The 19,425-nt window shown below is 64.2% G+C and carries 14 protein-coding genes; 6 read left to right on the top strand and 8 right to left on the bottom strand.

Annotation, left to right across the window (positions count from 1 at the left end):
• The first annotated feature begins 55 nt into the window (after window positions 1-55).
• The 3 genes from GGQ67_RS19710 (at window position 56) to GGQ67_RS19720 (ending at window position 3,378) form a co-directional block, all read left to right on the top strand.
• Window positions 56-1,531: a YcjX family GTP-binding protein gene (locus GGQ67_RS19710; RefSeq protein WP_183901835.1), complete on the top strand. Its 1,476-nt coding sequence runs from the start codon at window positions 56-58 to the stop codon at window positions 1,529-1,531.
• Entirely contained in the window at window positions 1,528-2,619 is a 1,092-nt protein-coding gene (locus GGQ67_RS19715; RefSeq protein WP_183901836.1) for a YcjF family protein, read from the top strand. The genes GGQ67_RS19710 and GGQ67_RS19715 overlap by 4 nt, the downstream gene beginning before the upstream one ends.
• A gap of 204 nt (window positions 2,620-2,823) precedes the next feature.
• Window positions 2,824-3,378, top strand: coding sequence for a hypothetical protein (locus tag GGQ67_RS19720; protein ID WP_183901837.1), 555 nt, complete (start codon window positions 2,824-2,826; stop codon window positions 3,376-3,378).
• A 56-nt stretch (window positions 3,379-3,434) separates the two neighbouring features.
• On the opposite strand, the gene folK is transcribed toward GGQ67_RS19720, so the two are convergent.
• From folK to folP, 3 genes are read right to left on the bottom strand one after another with little or no spacing between them, the layout of a single operon-like run.
• Window positions 3,435-3,953, bottom strand: a complete 519-nt coding sequence (gene folK, locus GGQ67_RS19725) for a 2-amino-4-hydroxy-6-hydroxymethyldihydropteridine diphosphokinase (protein WP_425503816.1) — start codon at window positions 3,951-3,953, stop codon at window positions 3,435-3,437.
• Window positions 3,946-4,314, bottom strand: a complete 369-nt coding sequence (gene folB / locus GGQ67_RS19730; RefSeq protein ID WP_183901839.1) for a dihydroneopterin aldolase — start codon at window positions 4,312-4,314, stop codon at window positions 3,946-3,948. The genes folK and folB overlap by 8 nt, the downstream gene beginning before the upstream one ends.
• Window positions 4,311-5,183, bottom strand: coding sequence for a dihydropteroate synthase (gene folP, locus GGQ67_RS19735; protein WP_183901840.1), 873 nt, complete (start codon window positions 5,181-5,183; stop codon window positions 4,311-4,313). The genes folB and folP overlap by 4 nt, the downstream gene beginning before the upstream one ends.
• 93 nt (window positions 5,184-5,276) lie before the next feature.
• On the opposite strand from folP, the gene GGQ67_RS19740 reads away from it, so the two are divergent.
• A complete protein-coding gene (locus GGQ67_RS19740) occupies window positions 5,277-5,903 on the top strand; it encodes a DUF922 domain-containing Zn-dependent protease (RefSeq protein ID WP_183901858.1) in 627 nt (208 codons plus the stop codon).
• 312 nt (window positions 5,904-6,215) lie between these two features.
• On the opposite strand, the gene GGQ67_RS19745 is transcribed toward GGQ67_RS19740, so the two are convergent.
• Window positions 6,216-6,536 carry a 2Fe-2S iron-sulfur cluster-binding protein gene (locus GGQ67_RS19745; protein WP_037128298.1) on the bottom strand — a complete coding sequence of 107 codons (321 nt, stop codon included), beginning with the start codon at window positions 6,534-6,536 and terminating at the stop codon, window positions 6,216-6,218.
• A gap of 212 nt (window positions 6,537-6,748) precedes the next feature.
• Complete coding sequence (locus tag GGQ67_RS19750) at window positions 6,749-7,117, bottom strand: Hpt domain-containing protein (RefSeq protein WP_183901841.1); 369 nt, start codon at window positions 7,115-7,117, stop codon at window positions 6,749-6,751.
• Between the two features lie 464 nt (window positions 7,118-7,581).
• Here GGQ67_RS19750 and GGQ67_RS19755 point away from each other — a divergent pair, with 464 nt between their 5' ends.
• Window positions 7,582-14,112 (top strand): apolipoprotein A-IV repeat region-like domain-containing protein, encoded by a 6,531-nt coding sequence (locus GGQ67_RS19755; RefSeq protein ID WP_183901842.1) that lies wholly within the window; start codon window positions 7,582-7,584, stop codon window positions 14,110-14,112.
• Between the two features lie 121 nt (window positions 14,113-14,233).
• Here GGQ67_RS19755 and GGQ67_RS19760 read toward each other — a convergent pair whose 3' ends face one another.
• On the bottom strand, window positions 14,234-14,545 hold the full coding sequence (locus GGQ67_RS19760) for a hypothetical protein (protein ID WP_183901843.1): 312 nt from the start codon (window positions 14,543-14,545) through the stop codon (window positions 14,234-14,236).
• Between the two features lie 307 nt (window positions 14,546-14,852).
• A complete protein-coding gene (gene gyrA, locus GGQ67_RS19765) occupies window positions 14,853-17,666 on the bottom strand; it encodes a DNA gyrase subunit A (RefSeq protein ID WP_183901844.1) in 2,814 nt (937 codons plus the stop codon).
• 236 nt (window positions 17,667-17,902) lie between these two features.
• Here gyrA and GGQ67_RS19770 point away from each other — a divergent pair, with 236 nt between their 5' ends.
• A complete protein-coding gene (locus GGQ67_RS19770) occupies window positions 17,903-18,547 on the top strand; it encodes a MarC family protein (RefSeq protein ID WP_183901845.1) in 645 nt (214 codons plus the stop codon).
• Window positions 18,548-18,654: 107 nt separating this feature from the next.
• Here the strand turns inward: GGQ67_RS19770 and GGQ67_RS19775 are convergent, their stop codons facing one another.
• Complete coding sequence (locus GGQ67_RS19775) at window positions 18,655-19,215, bottom strand: single-stranded DNA-binding protein (protein WP_047512240.1); 561 nt, start codon at window positions 19,213-19,215, stop codon at window positions 18,655-18,657.
• Window positions 19,216-19,425 lie beyond the last annotated feature (210 nt).

Here is a 19,425-nt window from a genome sequence, read left to right on the forward strand (position 1 = left end):
TTTTCTTCGGCGTGCCGGTTCCTATATGGCGTCCACCAGCAATCGGAATTTCGCCTTGCCGCCAAGCATGACATCCTTTACCGACGACGCGCGCATCGCCTTCGACAACCTGTCGGACCGCGCCTCGGGCCTTGTCAACCCGACGATCCGCCTCGGCGTCACCGGCCTGTCGCGGGCCGGCAAGACGGTGTTCATCTCCTCGCTGGTCCATAACCTGCTGCATGGCGGCCGCCTGCCCTTGTTCGAGGCCGTCCAGTCGGGCCGCGTCTCCGCCGTTCGCCTCGAAGAGCAGCCGGACGATAGCGTGCCGCGCTTCCAGTACGAGGACCACATCAAGGCGCTGGTCAAGGACCGTATCTGGCCCGATTCGACCCGCGCCATATCAGAGCTTCGGCTGACCATCGACTACCAGAGCGCCAGCGGCTGGAGCCGCTTCTTCTCGCCCGGCAGGCTCTCGATCGACATCGTCGACTATCCCGGTGAATGGCTGCTAGACCTGCCGCTCTTGGCCAAGGACTACCGCACTTTCAGCGAGGAGACGATCGCGCTGGCCCGCTCGGGCATACGCACCGAACTCTCCCGGCCATGGCTGACACTCACCGACAATTGCGACATCGCAGCCGCCGCGGATGAGATGCGCGCCCGCGAACTCGCCACCGCCTTCGCGGATTATCTCAAGGCCTGCAAGGCCGACGAGCGCTCATTGTCGACGCTACCACCCGGCCGCTTCCTTCTCCCCGGCGATCTCGACGGCTCGCCCGCGCTCACCTTCGCGCCCCTGGTTCTGCCGCCGGCCGGAAAGCCGGAAAAGGGATCGCTCTGGGCGATGATGGAACGGCGCTACGAGGCCTACAAGTCCGTGGTCGTCAAGCCGTTCTTCCGCGAGCATTTCTCCCGCATCGACCGCCAGATCGTCCTTGTCGACGCCCTGCAGGCGATCAATCGCGGCCCCGAGGCGGTGCAGGATCTGGAGCGCGCGCTGACGGACGTGCTCGCCTGCTTCCGCCCGGGCACGAATTCGCTGCTGTCGTCGCTGCTCGGCCGCCGCATCGACCGCGTTCTCGTCGCCGCCACCAAGGCCGACCACCTGCATCACGAGAGCCACCATCGCCTCGACGCCCTGACGCGCCGCCTCGTCGACCGCGCCATCCAGCGCATCGGCATGGCGGGCGCCGGCATCGACGTCATGGCGCTTGCCTCGGTGCGGGCAACGCGCGAGGCGACCGTCAAGCGCGACGGTCACGAGCTGCCCGTCATCGTCGGAACGCCGATCGAGGGCGAGACGATTTCAGGCGAAACCTTCGACGGCATCAGGAAGACCGCGATCTTCCCCGGCGACCTGCCCGAAGACCCCTCCGCCCTGTTCGAAAGCATCGAGGCCGGGGACAGTGCTATCAGGCTGCCCGACGTGAACGTCGTCCGCTTTCGCCCGCCCAGTCTCGAGGAGACCGGCGGCGGCATAAAGCTGTCGGTGCCGCACATCCGGCTCGACCGGGCAATGCAGTTTCTGTTCGGAGATCGCCTCGCATGATCAAGCCGCCCGCCGACCAGCCTCCGCGCCGCGCGCCGGCTGCCTTCGCTTATGAGGACGAGCGCGAGCAGCCGGAGGCCAAAGCCGGCCGACAAACGGCGGAGCCCCGCAAGCCGGCCGCCTTCTCGGGTGAGATCACACTGACATCGGACGAGGACGATCCCTTCATCAATCCCGACAAGGACCTCCCGGCCCTGCCCGTCGCCCGGCCGCCCAGGCGTGGCGCCTCCTTCGGCAAGATCGCGCTTGGCGCTTTTGGGGTGCTGTTCTCGCTCGCCTTCGGGCTCTGGACCGACAGCCTGATCCGCGACCTCTTCACCCGCGCCGACTGGCTCGGCTATACCGCGCTCGCCGCCGTCGGCATCGGCGTCCTGGCGGTCATCGCCGTGGTTATCAGGGAAACCGCCGGCATCATGCGGCTCGCCGCTGTGCAGACGATCAAGGCCGAGGCGGAAGCGGCGATCCTCGAGACCAAGCCCGCCAAGGCACGCGCGCTCGTCAAGAGCCTGGAGCATCTTCTGTCCAACAAGCCCAAGACCGCGCGCGGCCGCGCGACGCTGAAGGCGGCGGAGACCGATATCATCGACGCCCCGCATCTGGTGGCGCTCGCCGAACGGGAACTGCTCGCGCCGCTCGACCGGCAGGCCCGCAGCCTCATCCTCAACGCCTCCAAACGCGTCTCGGTCGTCACCGCCGTCAGCCCGCGCGCCATCGTCGACCTGCTCTACGTTCTCTACGAGGCCGCGAAGCTCATCCGCGCCATGGCCGACCTCTACGGCGGCCGCCCCGGCACCTTCGGCATGTTGCGGCTGATGCGCGACGTGCTGGCCCATCTTGCCGTCACCGGCTCGATCGCCGTCGGCGACAGCCTCGTCCAGCAGGTTCTCGGCCACGGCCTGGCATCCAGGCTCTCGGCGCGCCTCGGCGAAGGCGTGATCAACGGGCTGATGACCGCCCGCATCGGAATCGCCGCCATGGACCTCTGCCGTCCGCTGGCGTTCCGCGCCCTGAAGCGCCCGGGAATCGGTGATTTCATCGGCGACCTGACCCCGTCGATGACCAAGACGGATGGCAACGGGCGGAATTAGGCTAAGCTCCGCAAACCATTCACTCGAGACAATCGATTTTTGGAATCCGATGTGTTTCAATGGCTTACAGAAGCAAGGCCTGAGTCTGGCTCGCGTTGAAAAGCCCGCAAACGCGCCGCTTTCGACCCATTAGAAACCAAGCATTAACCATTTTTCGGCAAAACTCGGCGTCAGTTAAGCGATATGGTTCGCCAAGGAAAATCCATGTACTCGCGCAAGTTTCTCTATCTCTTCGGTCTCGCGGCAATCGCTTTGTCGCCTATCGCCGACACGGCTCCGGCGGCTACCGCCGCCACGCGTGACAAGGCATTCTTCGAATCCGTCGCTGGCTCCTGGCGCGGTCCGGGCGAAATCGTCGCCGGCAAGTACAAGGGCACGAAGTTCACCTGCAACCTGATCGGCGAGCCCGTCACCGACGGCAATGGCACGGGCGTCAAGCTCGACGGCACCTGCCGCGTCGGTGTCTTCAAGCAGCCGATGACCGCCCTGATCACCCAGTCCGGAAGCAGCTACAAGGGCAAGTTCTTGGACGGCGCCGCCGGCAAGGGTCTCGACGTCGTCTCCGGCACTGTCACCGACGACACCGTCGTGGTCGGCCTCAACCGTGCCAAGCTCAACGGCGCGATGATCGCCCGCGTCCGCGACGAAAAGACGATGAACGTGACTGTGTCCGTCAAGGTGGAGAGCCAGATGATCCCCGTCATCGGCCTGACGCTGTCGCGCCAGCTCGACGAGATAACGGTCGGCTCGGTCCAGTAAACGATTGAGACGAACGAAGCACTCGACGAAGCGGCCATCCGGCCGCTTCTCGCGTTTCAGGCGTTGCGCCACCAGTCGGTGCCTGGATTGGCCACCTCGATGCCCGCGATGTCGGCGCGGGCAAGCCAGTCGCGCACGGCGACACCCTTGACGATCAGCTCCGGGGCGAAGTCGGCAAGCGGCATCAGCACGAAGCCGCGATCCGTCATTCTCGGATGCGGAAGCTCCAGCCTCGGTGCGTCCTGGCTGATATCACCATAGGTCAGGACATCGATGTCGAGCGTACGCGGCCCCCAGCGTTCGATGCGCTCCCGCTTCATGCCGCGCTCTATGTCGAGGCAGACGTCGAGCAGCGCTTCCGGCTGAAGCGACGTCGCCACTTGCGCGCAGCAATTGAAGAAGAACGACTGGTCCGTCTTGCCCCAGGGCGGCGTCCGGTAAAGCCTGGAGACCGCGACCACACGGCAATCCGCCCGCGCGTCAAGCGCCCTCAGCGCAAGAGCCATGGCATGGACGGGATCGCCGATATTGCCGCCAAGCCCGAGCGTGGCGTTCTGAAAATCCATGTCAGACAAAATGTTCGACGCTCACCTGAACGAAATCGAGTACGCCTGGAACCGGCGCGTTCGGCTTGCGGACGGTAATCCTGGCCCGCTTGATCTGTGGGAATTTCTGACAGAGCCCCTTGGCGATATCGAGCGCCAGCGCCTCGATGAGATAGCGTCGCTTGCCCGTGACGATCTCCTCGATGACGGTGAACGCGATCCCGTAATTGACGGTATCGTCGATGGAATCCGTCTCGAGCGCATTGCCGGAGACGACATCGAGCTCAGCGTCGACGAAGAAACGCTGGCCCAGAAACTCCTCTTCGTCGTGAACGCCGTGGCGGGCGAAGAAGGCGCAGTTTTGCAGGGTGATGGTGTAGGTGGTGCTCATGAGGTGCCCTTCCGCTCGAATACGTCGCGTGCCTTCAGCATAGCATCAGTCACGGCAAGCGCGTCCCTGTTGATTGCGACATCGTGCACCCGAAAAATCGCAGCGCCCTTCAGTCTCAAAAGCACGCTGGTGGCGGCCGTGCCGGCGTCGCGCTCAGCCGCCTCGCGGCCCGTGACCGCGCCGACGAACCGCTTGCGCGACGTGCCGGCCAGGATCGGAAAGCCGAGCCGTTGAAGCTCGTCGGCGCGCGCCATCAGTTCCAGGTTTTCCCGCGTATCCTTGGCGAAGCCGAAGCCGGGATCGAGAACGATGCGGTCCCGCGCGACGCCGGCGCGTCCGGCGATCTCCAGGGACCGTTCCAGGAACAGCAACTGATCGGCGATGACGTCGTCCAGCTTGTCGCGGTCGCGGCCGGTATGCATCACGCAGAGCCCGGCGCCGGTCTTCGCGGCGATATCGGCGATCTCAGGCTCCTTCTGCAGCCCGAAGACATCGTTGACGATATGCGCGCCCGCGGCGACCGCAAGGCAGGCGGTCTCGGCGCGATAGGTATCGATGGAGATCAGCGCCTCGGTCCTGCCGCGCAACGCCTCGATGACAGGCAGCACCCGCGCCTGCTCCTCGAGCGCATCGACGCTCTCGGCGTCCGGCCGCGTGGATTCCCCGCCGATATCGACAATGCCGGCGCCCGCCTGGACTGCATCAAGGGCATGCGCCACGGCCTTGTCGACGCTGTCGTAGCGACCGCCGTCGGAAAAGGAGTCCGGCGTCACGTTGACGATCGCCATGATGACCGCCGTCGAACCGAGCTCAATCTCGCGGCCATGCCCGACCCGCCAGAAACCGCCGCCAAGCTGTGCCACCTGCATTCATCCTATCGATCGAAAAAACAGCGTCATCATATTGCGCTAGGCGTGGCTATGCCCCAAGCTCCCGCAAACTTCAACATGAGTATTTGCAGAATGCCGTCCGTGTCGCGTTATATGCCGCTCCTCCTCGCCATTTCCGTTTCGCTGTCCGCTGGCAATCCCGCAAGCGCCGCCGTTGTGGCGACCAAAAGCTATTCGTACTTCAGCATCAAGGGCAAAACCGCCGACGAACTGGACGAGCAGTTGAGCATGCGCGGCCCCACGGCCAATGGCTCGTCGGCCCGCCACCCCGGCGCCACCAAGATCCGCTTCGGCGGCGATGCCACCTATGTCGAGGAAAACGGCCGCTGCCGCGTCGGCACCGCCCGCGTCACCGTGCATACGCAGATCATCCTGCCGCGCTGGAACAACCGTCGCGGCGCCAGCCCCGAGCTGTCGATGATCTGGGACACGCTGTCGAGCGACATCAAGCGGCACGAGGAACGCCACGCCGAGATCGCCCGGACCCAGGCGCGCAGCATGGAGCGCAAGATACTCGCGCTGCCGCCGCAACCCAATTGCGAAGCCATGCAGGAACTGGTGACCGAGGTATCGACACGCGGGATCGCCGAGCATGACAGGCTGCAGGCGCGATTCGATCAGGTCGAGGCGGTCAACTTCCAGAAGCGGATGCTGCGCCTTCTCAACAACCGCCTCAAACCATCCGGCGGCGAAAGATAGCTGATTCCCGGGCGAAAAACGACGGCTGAAACTTAGCCGCGCAATGAAAATTGTGCGAAACCGGCACGGCCCCAGCCAATGAATGGTTATTTCTCACCATAGCTTTGTGAAACACAACGCGCTAATATTCAGTCATTCGAAAGTTCAGATCGGTCAGTCGGGACTTTCGTTCTCTGGGTTCTCCTGGCGCGTTGCGAAGCCGCGGTCGATCCTCCCTCGATCGTAGGTAATGCGCCTACCTCGCCTCGCTCGTCACATCGGCAAGCGAGGCTTTTTTTGGCCGCTTCTTCCTCGGGAGAATTGTGCCTGGGATTAAGCCTGGCGCTCCGGCACGTGCACGGTCAAGCCGTCCAGCGCCGCCTTCATGCGGATCTGACAGGAGAGCCGCGAGGTCGGACGAACGTCGAAGGCGAAATCAAGCATGTCTTCTTCCATCGCTTCGGGCGGACCGACGCGCTCGGTCCACTCCTCGTCGATGTAGACATGACAGGTCGCGCAGGCGCAGGCGCCGCCACATTCGGCCTCGATGCCCGGCACGGAGTTGCGCACGGCGTTTTCCATGACGGTCGATCCCTGATCGACATCAAGATCGAAGCGCGTACCGTCGAAAGCGACAATGGTCAGTTTAGGCATGGTGTTTTCCGGTGATCATCAATGGGATGGGTTTGGATTTTTACTTCCAACAATTACGCGAGGCAGTCAACAACGACCGCCCTTGTGCTCTTCATTCCAGATTTGGAAGCGACACGCTTGTCAGATTGCGCCACGCCGCGAGCAAAAAGACCCGTTGCTCCGCAATGGATCAACGGGTCCCATGATCGAACACTTGCCAGCGCTGTCTGACGTTAGCGGCAGAGCTTCAGAATGAAATTCTCCGCCTCGATGACCGCGACGCCGACGGCCGCCATGTTCGAGGCATCGCCGCAATTGCCCTCCAGCGCTTCGGCGGCATCACGCACCCTAAAGGCGCCGACGGCGCCCGCCGCACCCTTCAGCTTGTGAGCGGCCGCCGCGACCGCCTTGCGGTCGCCGGAAGACATGTCCTGCAGGCAGGCGCGGGCCTGGCGCGCGAACATCTGCAGGACTTCCAATTCAAGCGTCTTGTCGCCCATCGTCTGGTTGGCCAGGTGAACAAGGTCGACCGGCCGCTGTTGCGAGGGAACCTGTCCCTTGCCATGATCTGGCGCCGCGAACGCAATACTGACTGCTGCCATATGCCAATTCTCCCGTCTTAGGTCCCGCCGTTTGAATGATGTTGCGGGGGCGCGGTGCCAATCGCGTTAAATTCGGGCGCAATGAGGGCGAATTTCTCGCCATATGGTTAACGCCGGTCAAACGCCTCTAACACATTGGATTTCAAGGCCGCCCCGGCGTTAAGTCGGGTTAATCAAGCGTTAATAACCTGGCATTTGACCGAAGGCGTTAATTGTCTCGCAGGCCCGGATGTGTCACTACGATACGACTGGGAGAGCTGGGTTGTGGATGCCTTTGCTCGCCAAGTGGATAATGGTAATGTTTTGATACCGTAAGTGTGCGAAAGCAGCTATCCACTCTGAAATGACATACTTATCCGCTCTACGAATTCGGGGCGGACAGGTTCAGAGGCAAGGTTTGTTCGGGTGACGCGGAAATCCCGGATGCGTAGTAAACCGGCTGAGATGTAACGAGGCGTAACGGAATGGCGAACAACAAGTACAACGAATCGATCGAGGACAAGGCGTTCAAGGCGCTTGATGAAGCCCTGCAGATCGACTTCGAGGACGATGATACGCCGTCTCCACAAGTCAGGAAGCAAGACGCCTCGGAGGCAAAAGTGTCCGAAAAGCCAACTGTCCGCAATCAGCGTAAAGACGATGCCAAGCAGCAGCGCCACGCAGCAGCGCCCCGCTCCGCCGAGCAGGGATCGCGCGCGCCGGCATTCGCCGCCAACGATGGCAGCAGGGTCAGCCCCGCTTCGCTCTTGAAATCGCTCGACAACGGCTCCGCCCGTCCGGCGTTGCGCAACGCCACACTCGTTTCGCTTCTGTGGATCGTCGGCGGCCTGGGCCTGATGTCGCTCCTCTATTCGCCGCAGATCTGGCAGATCCGTTCGCTGGCCGACCTCGTCGCCCTGCCCGGCGTGATCGCCGGTCTCGTCGGCATCATCATCCCGGTTCTCCTGTTCTACGCCTTCGCCATCATGATGGCGCGCGCCCAGGACATGCGAAACGCCGCCCGCTCGATGGCGGAAGTGGCGCTGCGCCTTTCCGAACCGGAAACGATCGCGTCGGAACGCATCATGACGGTCGGCCAGGCCGTGCGTCGTGAAGTCTCCGCCATGAACGAAGGCATCGAGCGCACCATCGCCCGCGCCTCCGAGCTCGAAACGCTGGTTCACTCCGAAGTGAACGCGCTGGAGCGCAGCTACGCCGACAACGAACTGCGCGTGCGCGGCCTCGTTCACGAACTCGGCTCCGAGCGCGAGGCGATCGTCAACCACGCGGAGCGCATCCGCACCTCGATCGTCGGCGTCCACGACCAGCTGCGCGAAGACCTGTCGCTGGCGACCGAAGAAATCGCCGTGCGCCTGGCGACCTCGGGCGAAGCCTTCGCCTCGATGATCGACACCCGCGCCGCCACGATCACCGAGAAGTCGGAATCCGCCATCCAGTCGCTTGGAACGCTGCTTGCCGCCAAGACGGATTCGCTGCTGCAGACCCTCACATCTTCCGGCTTCGCGCTCGCCAACGAGTTCGATAACCGCCTGGATTCGCTGACGTCTAGCCTGAGCGACCATGGCAACACCATTCTCAGCCAGTTCGAGACGCGTGCGTCCACCATGGACAGCAACGCCGAAAAGCTGAACGCCGCGCTCAACGACCGCGCCCGCCAGCTGAACGAGATCCTGATCGCGCGCACCCGCGATATCAACGAGAGCCTGACGGGCGGCGAACGCACCATCACCAGCACGCTGGATGACGTTCTCGCCAAGCTGAACAGCACGCTCGACGAGCGCGGCACCAGCTTCCGCCACAGCCTGCAGTCGAGCGTCGACGACACGATCATGGATCTCGACCTGCGCTCCGGCTTCTTCGACGAGCGCCTGCAGGCGACCGTCGCCCAGCTTTCCACATCCTTCGACGAACGCGTCGCCGAATTCGCCAACGCCTTCGACAAGCGCGCCGGCACGCTTGACACCAAGCTGATGGAAAGCCTGAACCGCATCAACGACACGCTGACCGGCGGCTCGGACTCGCTGAACGGCATCCTGAGCTCCAGCATCGAGCGCATCGGCTCGTCGCTGACCGACCAGTCCTTCGCGCTGACGACGGCGCTTTCGACCGGCCAGGAAGTGCTTGAAAGCACGCTTTCCGGCAAGGTCGACGAAGTCACGAACGCGATCGGCGCCCGCACGGCCGAAATGACCTCGGCGCTCAGCCATGCCACCTCCGAGATCTCGCTGGCGCTGGCCTCCGGCACCTCGGAGCTCCACAACAACCTGTCCGCCCGCGCCACCGAGTTCCGCGACACGCTGCTGTCGACGACCTCGGATCTGAGCTCGGCTGTTTCGGCCGGAACCGATCAGATCACCTCGGCCTTCGGCCGCGCCGATGAGCTGAACACGACGATCTCCAAGCGCGCTGAGGATATCACCCAGGCGCTGGATTCCGCCCATGAGCGCATCGACGACGTCATGTCGGCGCGCAGCGGCGTCTTCCTCGGCGCCCTCTCCGACAGCCAGTCGCGCTTCGAAAACACCCTCGCAAGCCGCTCGGAAGCGATCATCGAAGCCGTCACCGGCAGCCATGACCGCCTCGCCGATACCCTCGATGACAAGGCCATGGCGCTGGCGATCTCGCTGAACGAAAGCCAGAGCCGCTTCGAGGAGACGCTTGGATCGCAGGTCGACGCCATCGCTGGCTCCATCGCCTCCGGTCACGATCGCCTTGCCGAAACGCTCGACGACCGCGCCATGGCGCTCGCCATCTCGCTCAATGAAGGCCACAGCCGCATCGAGGAAACGCTCGGCACCCATGCCGGCGCGATCTCGCAGTCGCTGGCGACGGGCGAGCGCAAGCTTGCCGACACCATGGCCGAACGCAGCGCCGCCTTCACCGCATCGCTGAACGAGGGCCGCAACCTGATCGAGACCGCGCTCGACAGCCGCGCGCAGGCCATCTCGCAATCGCTCGCCGCCGGCCAGGAAAAGCTCACGGAAGCGATCGACGACCGCGCCATGGCCTTCGCCATCTCGATGGATGACAGCCAGGGCCGCCTCGCCGACACGCTGGCGCACCATGCCGATGGCATCGCGGCCTCGCTCTCCACCGGTCACGAGCGCATCAGCGAAGCCCTCGACGACAAGGCCATGGGCCTGGCGATCGCGCTCAACGAAAGCCATTCGCGCCTCGAGGACACGCTCGGCCATCATGCCGAAAGCATCGCGAGCTCGCTCGTCAGCGGCCACGATCGCATCGAGAGCACGCTTTCGCAGAACGCCAAGTCGATCAACGACACGGTTGCCGACGTCCACGACCGCCTTGCCGACACGCTCGCCGAAAAATCGATGGCGCTGGCGATCTCGCTTGGCGATAGCCAGAACCGCTTCGACGAGGTTCTGGACGCCCGCACCAACGCGCTGATCGATAGCGTCGCCGGAGCAGAAGCCCGCGTGGCCGGCGCCTTCACCGACAAGGCCCAGGAAATCCGCGGCGCCTACACCGAAAACCAGCAGCGCCTGGAGCGCACGCTCGCCGAACACGCCTCCTCCATCTCCAGCACCATCACCGATGGCGCCGACCGCATCGAGGGCGGCCTGACCTCGGCCGCCGATCGCTTCGAGGCGCTGACCGGCAACGCCACGACCAGGCTGGAAGACGGCCTTGTCTCGGCGCATGCCCGCATCCGCGCAACGCTCGACGACCGCACCCAGGCGATCAACCTGACGCTCAACGAAGCGCAGACCCAGATCGGCGAGACGCTGTCCGACCAGGCCACGACCATCGGCGCCTCGATCGCCGCGAGCGTCAGCATGCTCGAAATGTCGCTGGAAGATCGCGAAGCCTCCATCCGCCAGGCGATCGATAACAGCGCCCAGTCGCTCGAGGACCGCCTTCGCGACAGCACCGGCAACATCGCCGGTCGCTTCCAGAACGCGGCCGACGAAATCTCCCGTTCCACCGAGAGCTTCGCCTCGCACCTCGACCAGTCGATCGACGGCATGACCGGCCGCTTCGCCGATACCGGCTCGCGTGTCGAAGCCGGCCTCGCCGCCCTCGAAAACCGCATCCGCGACGGCGTCGGCGGCGTTGCCCAGCAGGTCGATGCCGCGGGCGAACGCCTGACCGGCACGCTCACCGACGGCATCTCCAGACTTGGCGCGCTGAGCGACGAGACCTCCGGCCGCATCGCATCCGCCGTTGACAACAGCATCGCCAAGTTCTCCGAGACGATCGATGGCCGCACCAGCCACCTCGCCTCCGAGATCGACAGCCGCGCGGCAAGCCTGACCTCCGACATCGACGCCCGCACCGCTGGCATCGGCGAAGCCATGGAGCGTGGCACCGCCAAGATCGACGAGCGCCTGTCGACCATGGACCGCGCGCTGAATGTCGGCCTCGACGCCGTCAACCGCACGATCGAAGGCAAGGCCGCCGGCCTCGCCGCCTCGCTGCGCAGCGCGGTGGCCGACACCACGCAGGGCATGGACGAGGAAGCCGCGCGCGCCGCAGCCTCCCTCAACCAGACCGGCCAGCAGTTCGCCGAAGGTCTCGACGCCAAGAGCAGCGATTTCGCCCGCTCCATGGGCGAGCGCTCCGAGCAGATCGTCAGCCGCGTCTCCGAGGCACAGAACCGCCTCGCCGGCCAGGCCGCAGCCGTCGCCCAGACCTTCTCCGAAGCCGGTAACGCCATCATCAACAAGGTCGCCGAAGCCGAAACGCTGGTCAGCGGCCAGGTCGGCGCCATCTCCAAGGCGCTGAACGACGCGCAGACGACCTTCGCCAGCCACGGCACCGATATCCGCACGACGATCTCGAGCGCCAGCGAAGAGATCGCCTCGACGATGGCCGAGGTCGATCGCGCGCTCGAAGCCCGCGGCAATGCGATCCGCAGCGGCCTCGAGGAGCGCTCGCGCGAACTCGACGGCACGCTCAACACCGTCGAGCAGGCGCTCGAGGCACGCGGCAGCTCCATCCGCGCCGCCCTCGACGACCGCACTCGCGAACTGAACTCGATGCTCGCGGGCCGCACGACCGAGCTGTCGCGCATTCTCGATGAGACCGCCCGCCCAATGATCGATCGCTACGCGCAGACCGGCCGGGATGCCGCGGCGCAGATCACCTCGGCCGGCGAGCAGAGCGCCGAGCGTTTGCGCACTGAAAACAACGCGCTGATCGACGCCATCAACGCCCGCACGGAACGCGCCACCTCGGCCGTCGATGCGATCGAAAACAGCCTTCTCTCCAACGTCAACCGCCTGATCGACCGCCTGTCCGACAACAGCATGGTCATGGGCCAGATGATGAGCCGCGCCGCCGAGGAACTCAGCGCCGTGGACGGCCGCCTCGGCGACACCACCTCGCGCTTCACCGACTCGGCCTCCAAGGCCGCCGAAATGGTCGCGGCCTCCACCCGTCTTCTCGAAGGCAAGGTCGACCGCCTCTCCGACATCTCGGGCCAGACGCTGTCGCAGGTCGGCAGCATCATCGGCCGCTTCGACGAGCACTCCAAGGTCCTGACGCAGGCCTCGAACCTGCTCGGCGCCGCTCAGTCCAACCTGGTTTCGACGCTGGAAGATCGCGAATCCGCATTGCAGACGCTGTCGGTCGGCCTCGTCCAGCGCTCGGAAGACATCGAAAAGACGATGCGTGCCCTCGGCAGCATGGTCGACTCGGCATTCGATCGCGCCGAGCAGCGCTCGAACCAGGTCAGCAACAACCTGCGCCAGGGCGTCCAGTCCTCCTTCGCCGATATCAGCGCCACGCTCTCGGATGCCGAAAAGCGTGCCGCCGAAGCAGCTGAGGCGATGCGCAGCAGCGTCAGCCAGGCGAGCGACGACGTCAACGCGACGCTGGACACTACGCTTGGCAATGCCGAGCGCCGCTCCGGCGAGCTCGCCAACCGCGTTCGCGGCGGCCTGACGGCATCGCTGTCGGAAGTCGAGCGGATGATGGGCGACGCAGGTCGCCTGTCGGATGGCGCGGCACAGCAGATGCGTGAATCGCTGCGCGAAGCCGTCGACGAAGCCGTCGCCCGCTTCTCCGGCGCCACCGAGGAAATCCGCCGCTCCGCCGGCGATATCCGCAAGGAACTCGACATGACGCGCAGCGAGCTGAAGCGCGGCGCATTTGACCTGCCCGAGGAAGCCAAGGAGAGCGCCGCCGCCATGCGCCGCGCCGTCTCCGAGCAGATCAAGGCGCTGCAGGACATATCGCAGATCGTCGGCCGCTCGACGCAGCAGCTCGAAGTCTCCGAGCCCGCCGCCCGCACGCTGGCCCAGCCCCCGCAGCCGCAGCCTGCCCCGCGCCAGGCGCCGGTACAGTCCGCGATCCAGCAGCAGCCGCAGCCGGCTCCCGTGCCGGCTCCGGCACCCGCGCCGATTTCAACCCCGGCCGCCGCCGCCATCCCGCCCTCCTCGATCGAAGGCTTCGGCCTGCGCGGTTCGCTCGGCCCGACGGCCGCAACGCCTGCAACGCCGCAGCGTGCCCCGGCCGTAACCCAGGCGCCTGCCGCTTCGCCGGCATCCGGCGGCTGGATCAGCGACCTGCTGCGTGGCGCATCGCGCGACGAGAGCGCCGAGGAAGCGGTCGTCCGCCAGCCGGCGCCCCGCGCCGAGGCACCGGCACCCCAGGCGCCGCGCGCCGGCGACAACCGCAATCCGCGCCATGTGGTGGAATCGCTGAACTCGCTCTCCGTCGATATCGCCCGCGCCATCGATCACGATGCATCGGTCGATCTGTGGCGCCGCTACCAGCGCGGCGAGCGCGACGTCTTCACGCGTCGCCTCTACACGCTGAAGGGCCAGCAGACCTTCGACGAGATCAAGCACAAGTATGACCGCGAGCCGGAATTCCGCACCGCCGTCAACCGCTACATCGCCGACTTCGAAAAGCTGCTCGCCGACGTCGCCCGCACCGACCGCGACCGGACGATCACCCAATCCTACCTGACCTCGGATACCGGCAAGGTCTACACCATGCTCGCCCACGCGGCAGGTCGCCTGAACTAAGACGGTCCCAGAGACACTGAACAGGCCGCATCGGAAACGATGCGGCCTTTTTGTTCTGTTGGCTTGGGCCGAATACTCAATGCTCGCGACCACCGCCGCACGAGATAACGGCGCCGCAAGCTCACTCCGCGGCGGAATTCTCCATCATTAAATAGCAAAGGCTCGCCATTACCTCGGCAGCCTCCTTCAGCCCGGAGGCCACCACATGATCCGGCACGCCGTCATCGATCAGCGTCGCAAGCTCCGCGAGATCATAGACGATATGGCCGCGCCGCAACTCGCTTTCCGCGAGATCGATGCCCAACTCGGAATGCATTCGATGGATTGCTCTCGCGGCCGATATGACGAGCGCACGCTTCCGCGCCGCGTCGACCACGTCAAGGCGGTCCGAGGCTTGAGCGGTCTCGAGTGACTGTAACAGATACGGGTGCATGACATCCTCCCCACCGGCCCTTGAGCGATTGGCGAGCGGATCCTCCATCACGCCCACGAATCGCCACCTGGTTGCATCGTGAGGAATATTCGCCAAAAGTAACGACGACCGCAACCCCGGTATTTACTAGGAAAAACAAAGGCTCTCCGCCTCCGAAGAGCCATCCGCGTCCCGCGCGGAAAGCGCGCAGTCACCTGCGGCAAGGTCACGCCACCCCAAACAAAAAGGGCCGAACCCATCAGGTCCGGCCCTTCTCTTTCAATTCATATCCACCCACCGGGAAACCCGGTGCGGGAAAGCAAGGTGCTTACGCCTCGGCGTCCGGCGGCGTTTCGTCGCCAGCCTCAGCGGCAGGCTCGTCACCCGGCACAACGGCGGCTTCATCGCTGTTCTCGACACCTTCCTCGACCTCGTCTTCCGGATCGCGGATGCGCTCGACCGATACGACCTTCTCGTCCTTGGCGGTCGAGAAGATGGTCACGCCCTTGGTCGCGCGGCTGGCGATGCGGATACCGCCAACCGGCACGCGGATGAGCTGACCGCCATCCGAAACCAGCATGATCTGGTCGTTGTCATCGACAGGGAAGGCAGCGACGAGTTCGCCGATCTCGCCCGTCTTCGACGTGTCGGTGGCGCGGATGCCCTTGCCGCCACGGCCGGAGATTCGGAAGTCGTAGGACGAGGATCGCTTGCCATAGCCCTTCTCGGAAACCGTCAGCACGTACTGTTCGCGTGCCTTCAGCTCTTCGTAGCGCTCGTCGCTCAGCTGTCCCTCTTCGGTGACTTCCTCGCCAACAAGCGCGATTTCCTCGGCTTCACCCGTCGTCAGGCGACGCTCGTTGGCGGCGCGCTTCAGATAGGCGGCGCGTTCCCACGGCTCGGCATCCACATGGCCGACGATCGTCATCGAGATGATGCGGTCGTTATCGCCGAGGTTGATCCCGCGCACGCCGATCGAATTGCGGCCCGCGAAGACGCGGACGTCGTCGACCGCGAAGCGGATGCACTGGCCGAGGGCCGTCGTCAGCAGCACGTCGTCAAGCTCGGTGCAGGTCTCGACGGAGAGGATTTCATCGCCCTCTTCCTCGAGCTTCATCGCGATCTTGCCGTTGCGGTTGACCTGGACGAAGTCGCTGAGCTTGTTGCGGCGCACGGTGCCGCGCGTCGTCGAGAACATCACGTCGAGCGTTGCCCAGCTGTCCTCGTCCTCCGGCAGCGGCAGGATGGTGGTGATGCGTTCGCCTGGAGCGAGCGGCAGCATGTTGATCATCGCCTTGCCGCGAGAGGTCGGCGTGCCGATCGGCAGGCGGTAGACCTTTTCCTTGTAGACGATGCCTCGCGACGAGAAGAACAGCACCGGCGTATGCGTGTTGAGTACGAATAGCTGGCTAACGAAATCCTCGTCACGCGTGGTCATGCCGGAGCGACCCTTGCCGCCACGACGCTGCGCGCGGTAGGTCGTCAGCGGCACGCGCTTGATGTAGCCGAGATGCGAGACGGTGACGACCATGTCCTCGCGGGCGATGAGATCTTCATCGTCCATCTCAAGACCGCCGTCCATGATCTCGGTGCGGCGCGGCGTGCCGAACTCGTCGCGGACAGCCGCGAGTTCGTCCTTGACGATCGACTGGATGCGTACGCGCGACGACAGTATATCGAGGTAATCCTTGATTTCCTCGCCGATCTTGTTGAGTTCGTCGCCAATTTCGTCGCGACCAAGGGCCGTCAGACGGGCGAGACGCAGTTCGAGAATGGCCCGTGCCTGCTCTTCCGAGAGGTTGTAGGTCATGTCGTCGTTGATGCGGTGACGCGGATCGTCGATGAGGCGGATCAGGCTTTCGACGTCATGCGCCGGCCAGCGGCGGGTCATCAGCTCTTCGCGGGCGGACTGCGGATCCGGCGCCTGGCGGATGACGCGGATGACTTCGTCGATATTGGCGACAGCGATCGCCAGACCGACCAAGACGTGCGCGCGCTCGCGCGCCTTGCGCAGCAGGAATTTCGTACGCCGGCTAACGACTTCCTCGCGGAACGAGACGAAGGCGCGCAGCATGTCGAGCAGCTGCAGCTGTTCCGGCTTGCCGCCGTTCAGCGCCACCATGTTGCAGCCAAACGAGGTCTGCAGCGGCGTGTAGCGATACAGCTGGTTCAGGATGACGTCGGCATTGGCGTCGCGCTTCAATTCGACGACGACGCGGTAGCCCTGACGGTCGGATTCATCGCGCAGGTCGGAGATGCCCTCGATGCGCTTGTCGCGCACCAGCTCGGCCATCTTCTCGATCATCGTCGACTTGTTCACCTGATACGGGATCTCGGTGATGATGATCTGCTCGCGATCGCCGCGCATCGGCTCGATCGTCGCGACACCGCGCATGATCACCGAGCCACGGCCCGTCTCGTAGGCCGAACGGATGCCGGAGCGGCCGAGGATCTTGGCGCCGGTCGGAAAATCGGGACCGGGAATGATCTGCATCATCTCGGGCAGTTCGATCGCCGGATCGTCGATCAGCGCGATACAGCCATTGATCACCTCGCCGAGATTGTGCGGCGGAATGTTGGTCGCCATGCCGACGGCGATACCGCCGGCGCCGTTGACGAGCAGGTTCGGGAATTTCGCGGGAACGACCACGGGCTCGGAGAGCGTACCGTCGTAGTTGTCGCGAAAATCGACCGTTTCCTTGTCGAGATCGTCGAGCAGCGAATGCGCGGCCTTCTCGAGACGGCATTCGGTGTAGCGTTCGGCCGCCGGCGGATCACCGTCGACGGAGCCGAAGTTGCCCTGGCCGTCGATGAGGGGCAGGCGAAGAGACCAGTCCTGCGCCATGCGCGCCAGCGCGTCGTAGATCGCGGTGTTGCCGTGCGGATGGTATTTACCCATCACGTCCCCGGTCACGCGGGCGCATTTGACGTATTTCTTGTTCCAGTCGATGCCGAGCTCGGACATGCCGTAGAGGATGCGCCGGTGCACGGGCTTGAGGCCGTCGCGCACGTCAGGAAGCGCGCGGCTGACGATGACGCTCATCGCGTAATCGAGATACGACCGCTGCATTTCCTCCATAATGGAGATGGGCTCGATGCCTGGCGGGAGCTTCCCGCCGCCGGGGGGTGTTTGCTCAGTCAAAATGGATCACATCTCTTCTAGAATCACTTGAAGATTTATAGCGGAAAGGCTGTTCCTAAGCCAATTTTGCCGGAGGTTTTGAACAGGCTTTTGCGGTCTAATCAGGGCAAAACGAGGCTTATCGGCCCCAATCGCCCCTAACGCGTCGTTGAGCACGGCGCGCCATTTGCAAAATTGGTTTGCCCACCTCACAATCGCACGAAAATCAGGCCCGGATATGGGCATACGGAGACATGATGGCAAGCGCCGACCAACTGATCAACGCCTTCACCACGCTGCTCGTGACGATCGATCCACCCGGTCTCGCGCCGATCTTTCTCGGCCTCACCGTCGGCATGAGCAGAGCCCAGCGCAAGCAGGTGGCGCTGCGCGGCACGATCATCGCTTTCATCATCCTCGCCGTCTTCGCGCTCTTCGGATCGAGCGTGCTCGGCGTGCTCGGCATCTCGATCGGTGCCTTCCGCATCGCCGGCGGCCTGCTGCTCTTCTGGATCGCCTTCGAAATGGTGTTCGAGAAGCGCCAGGATCGCAAGGAGAAGACCGGCACGGCCGCGATCACCGTAGACCACATCCAGAACATCGCCGTCTTCCCGCTGGCCATTCCGCTGATTTCCGGCCCGGGCGCGATTTCCGCGACCATCCTGATCTCTGGATCGATGCAGACGGCCTTCGAGCTGGCGCAGCTCATTATCGTCATCGCCGCAAGCCTGCTGCTGCTCTTCCTGGCACTGCTGATCGCCGACCGGCTCGACCGTTTCCTCGGCGTCACCGGCCGCGCCATCCTGACCCGCCTGCTCGGCGTTATCCTGGCGGCGCTGGCGACCCAGTTCGTCGTCGATGGCATCAAGTCGGCGATGAACCTCGCTCCCTCACCCGTCTGAGCCCATCGCTCCCAGTCAAAGCCATCGCTCGAAGTCAAAACCCAAGACAAAACGCAAACGGCGCACCCTGAGGCGCGCCGTTTGAAACCATGCGGTTTGTCGTCCGATCAAAACGGAATATCGTCGTCCAGATCACGCGAGAAGTTGCCGCCGCCGCCGGAAGACGAACCGCCGCCCGAGCCACCACGGCCGGAAGACTGCGAAGGCGAACCGTAATCGTCGCCATAACCGCCGCCGCCGCCGAAATCACCACCGCCGGCATTGCCGCCACGGCCACCGCCGTAACCACCGCCAGAACGATCGCCGCCGCCTTCACCGCGTCCATCGAGCATCGTCAGCGTCGAGCCGAAGCCCTGCAGCACGACTTCCGTGGAATAACGGTCCTGGCCCTGCTGGTCCTGCCACTTGCGGGTCTGTAGCGCGCCTTCGATATAGAGTTTGGCGCCCTTCTTGACATACTGCTCGACGACCTTGCACAGGCCTTCGTTGAACACGACGACAGTGTGCCACTCGGTCTTTTCGCGACGCTCGCCGGAATTGCGGTCGCGCCAGGTCTCTGATGTCGCGATGCGGAGGTTGGCGATCGGCCGGCCGTCCTGCGTCCGACGGATCTCGGGGTCCGCACCCACGTTTCCGATCAGAATTACCTTGTTCACGCTGCCAGCCATACTTTTCACCCTACCTGCCGCCCTGCCCGGCGGCGCTTGAAACAATCGGTGCACCTTAAACCATAGAGGCGGCGCGATGGACGTCCATAGCGGTTCATCCACAAGGAATTTTGTTCTTTATTTGTTCTATTTTATCCCTATGATCGTGTCAACCGAATCGAAAACCTTGCACCTTCAAGATATTCAGCCTCGACTCGCCCGCCGGCATCA

The organism is Rhizobium metallidurans (assembly GCF_014196505.1).
GTDB lineage: Bacteria > Pseudomonadota > Alphaproteobacteria > Rhizobiales > Rhizobiaceae > Rhizobium > Rhizobium metallidurans.

What these genes read in the sequence shown, in the direction of transcription:
- GGQ67_RS19715 (WP_183901836.1), top strand. Translation starts at nt 1,528, where the DNA reads ATGATCAAGCCGCCCGCCGACCAGCCTCCGCGCCGCGCGCCGGCTGCC.
- GGQ67_RS19720 (WP_183901837.1), top strand. Translation starts at nt 2,824, where the DNA reads ATGTACTCGCGCAAGTTTCTCTATCTCTTCGGTCTCGCGGCAATCGCT.
- folB (WP_183901839.1), bottom strand. Translation starts at nt 4,314, where the DNA reads ATGAGCACCACCTACACCATCACCCTGCAAAACTGCGCCTTCTTCGCC.
- folP (WP_183901840.1), bottom strand. Translation starts at nt 5,183, where the DNA reads ATGCAGGTGGCACAGCTTGGCGGCGGTTTCTGGCGGGTCGGGCATGGC.
- GGQ67_RS19740 (WP_183901858.1), top strand. Translation starts at nt 5,277, where the DNA reads ATGCCGTCCGTGTCGCGTTATATGCCGCTCCTCCTCGCCATTTCCGTT.
- GGQ67_RS19745 (WP_037128298.1), bottom strand. Translation starts at nt 6,536, where the DNA reads ATGCCTAAACTGACCATTGTCGCTTTCGACGGTACGCGCTTCGATCTT.
- GGQ67_RS19750 (WP_183901841.1), bottom strand. Translation starts at nt 7,117, where the DNA reads ATGGCAGCAGTCAGTATTGCGTTCGCGGCGCCAGATCATGGCAAGGGA.
- GGQ67_RS19755 (WP_183901842.1), top strand. Translation starts at nt 7,582, where the DNA reads ATGGCGAACAACAAGTACAACGAATCGATCGAGGACAAGGCGTTCAAG.
- GGQ67_RS19760 (WP_183901843.1), bottom strand. Translation starts at nt 14,545, where the DNA reads ATGCACCCGTATCTGTTACAGTCACTCGAGACCGCTCAAGCCTCGGAC.
- GGQ67_RS19770 (WP_183901845.1), top strand. Translation starts at nt 17,903, where the DNA reads ATGGCAAGCGCCGACCAACTGATCAACGCCTTCACCACGCTGCTCGTG.
- GGQ67_RS19775 (WP_047512240.1), bottom strand. Translation starts at nt 19,215, where the DNA reads ATGGCTGGCAGCGTGAACAAGGTAATTCTGATCGGAAACGTGGGTGCG.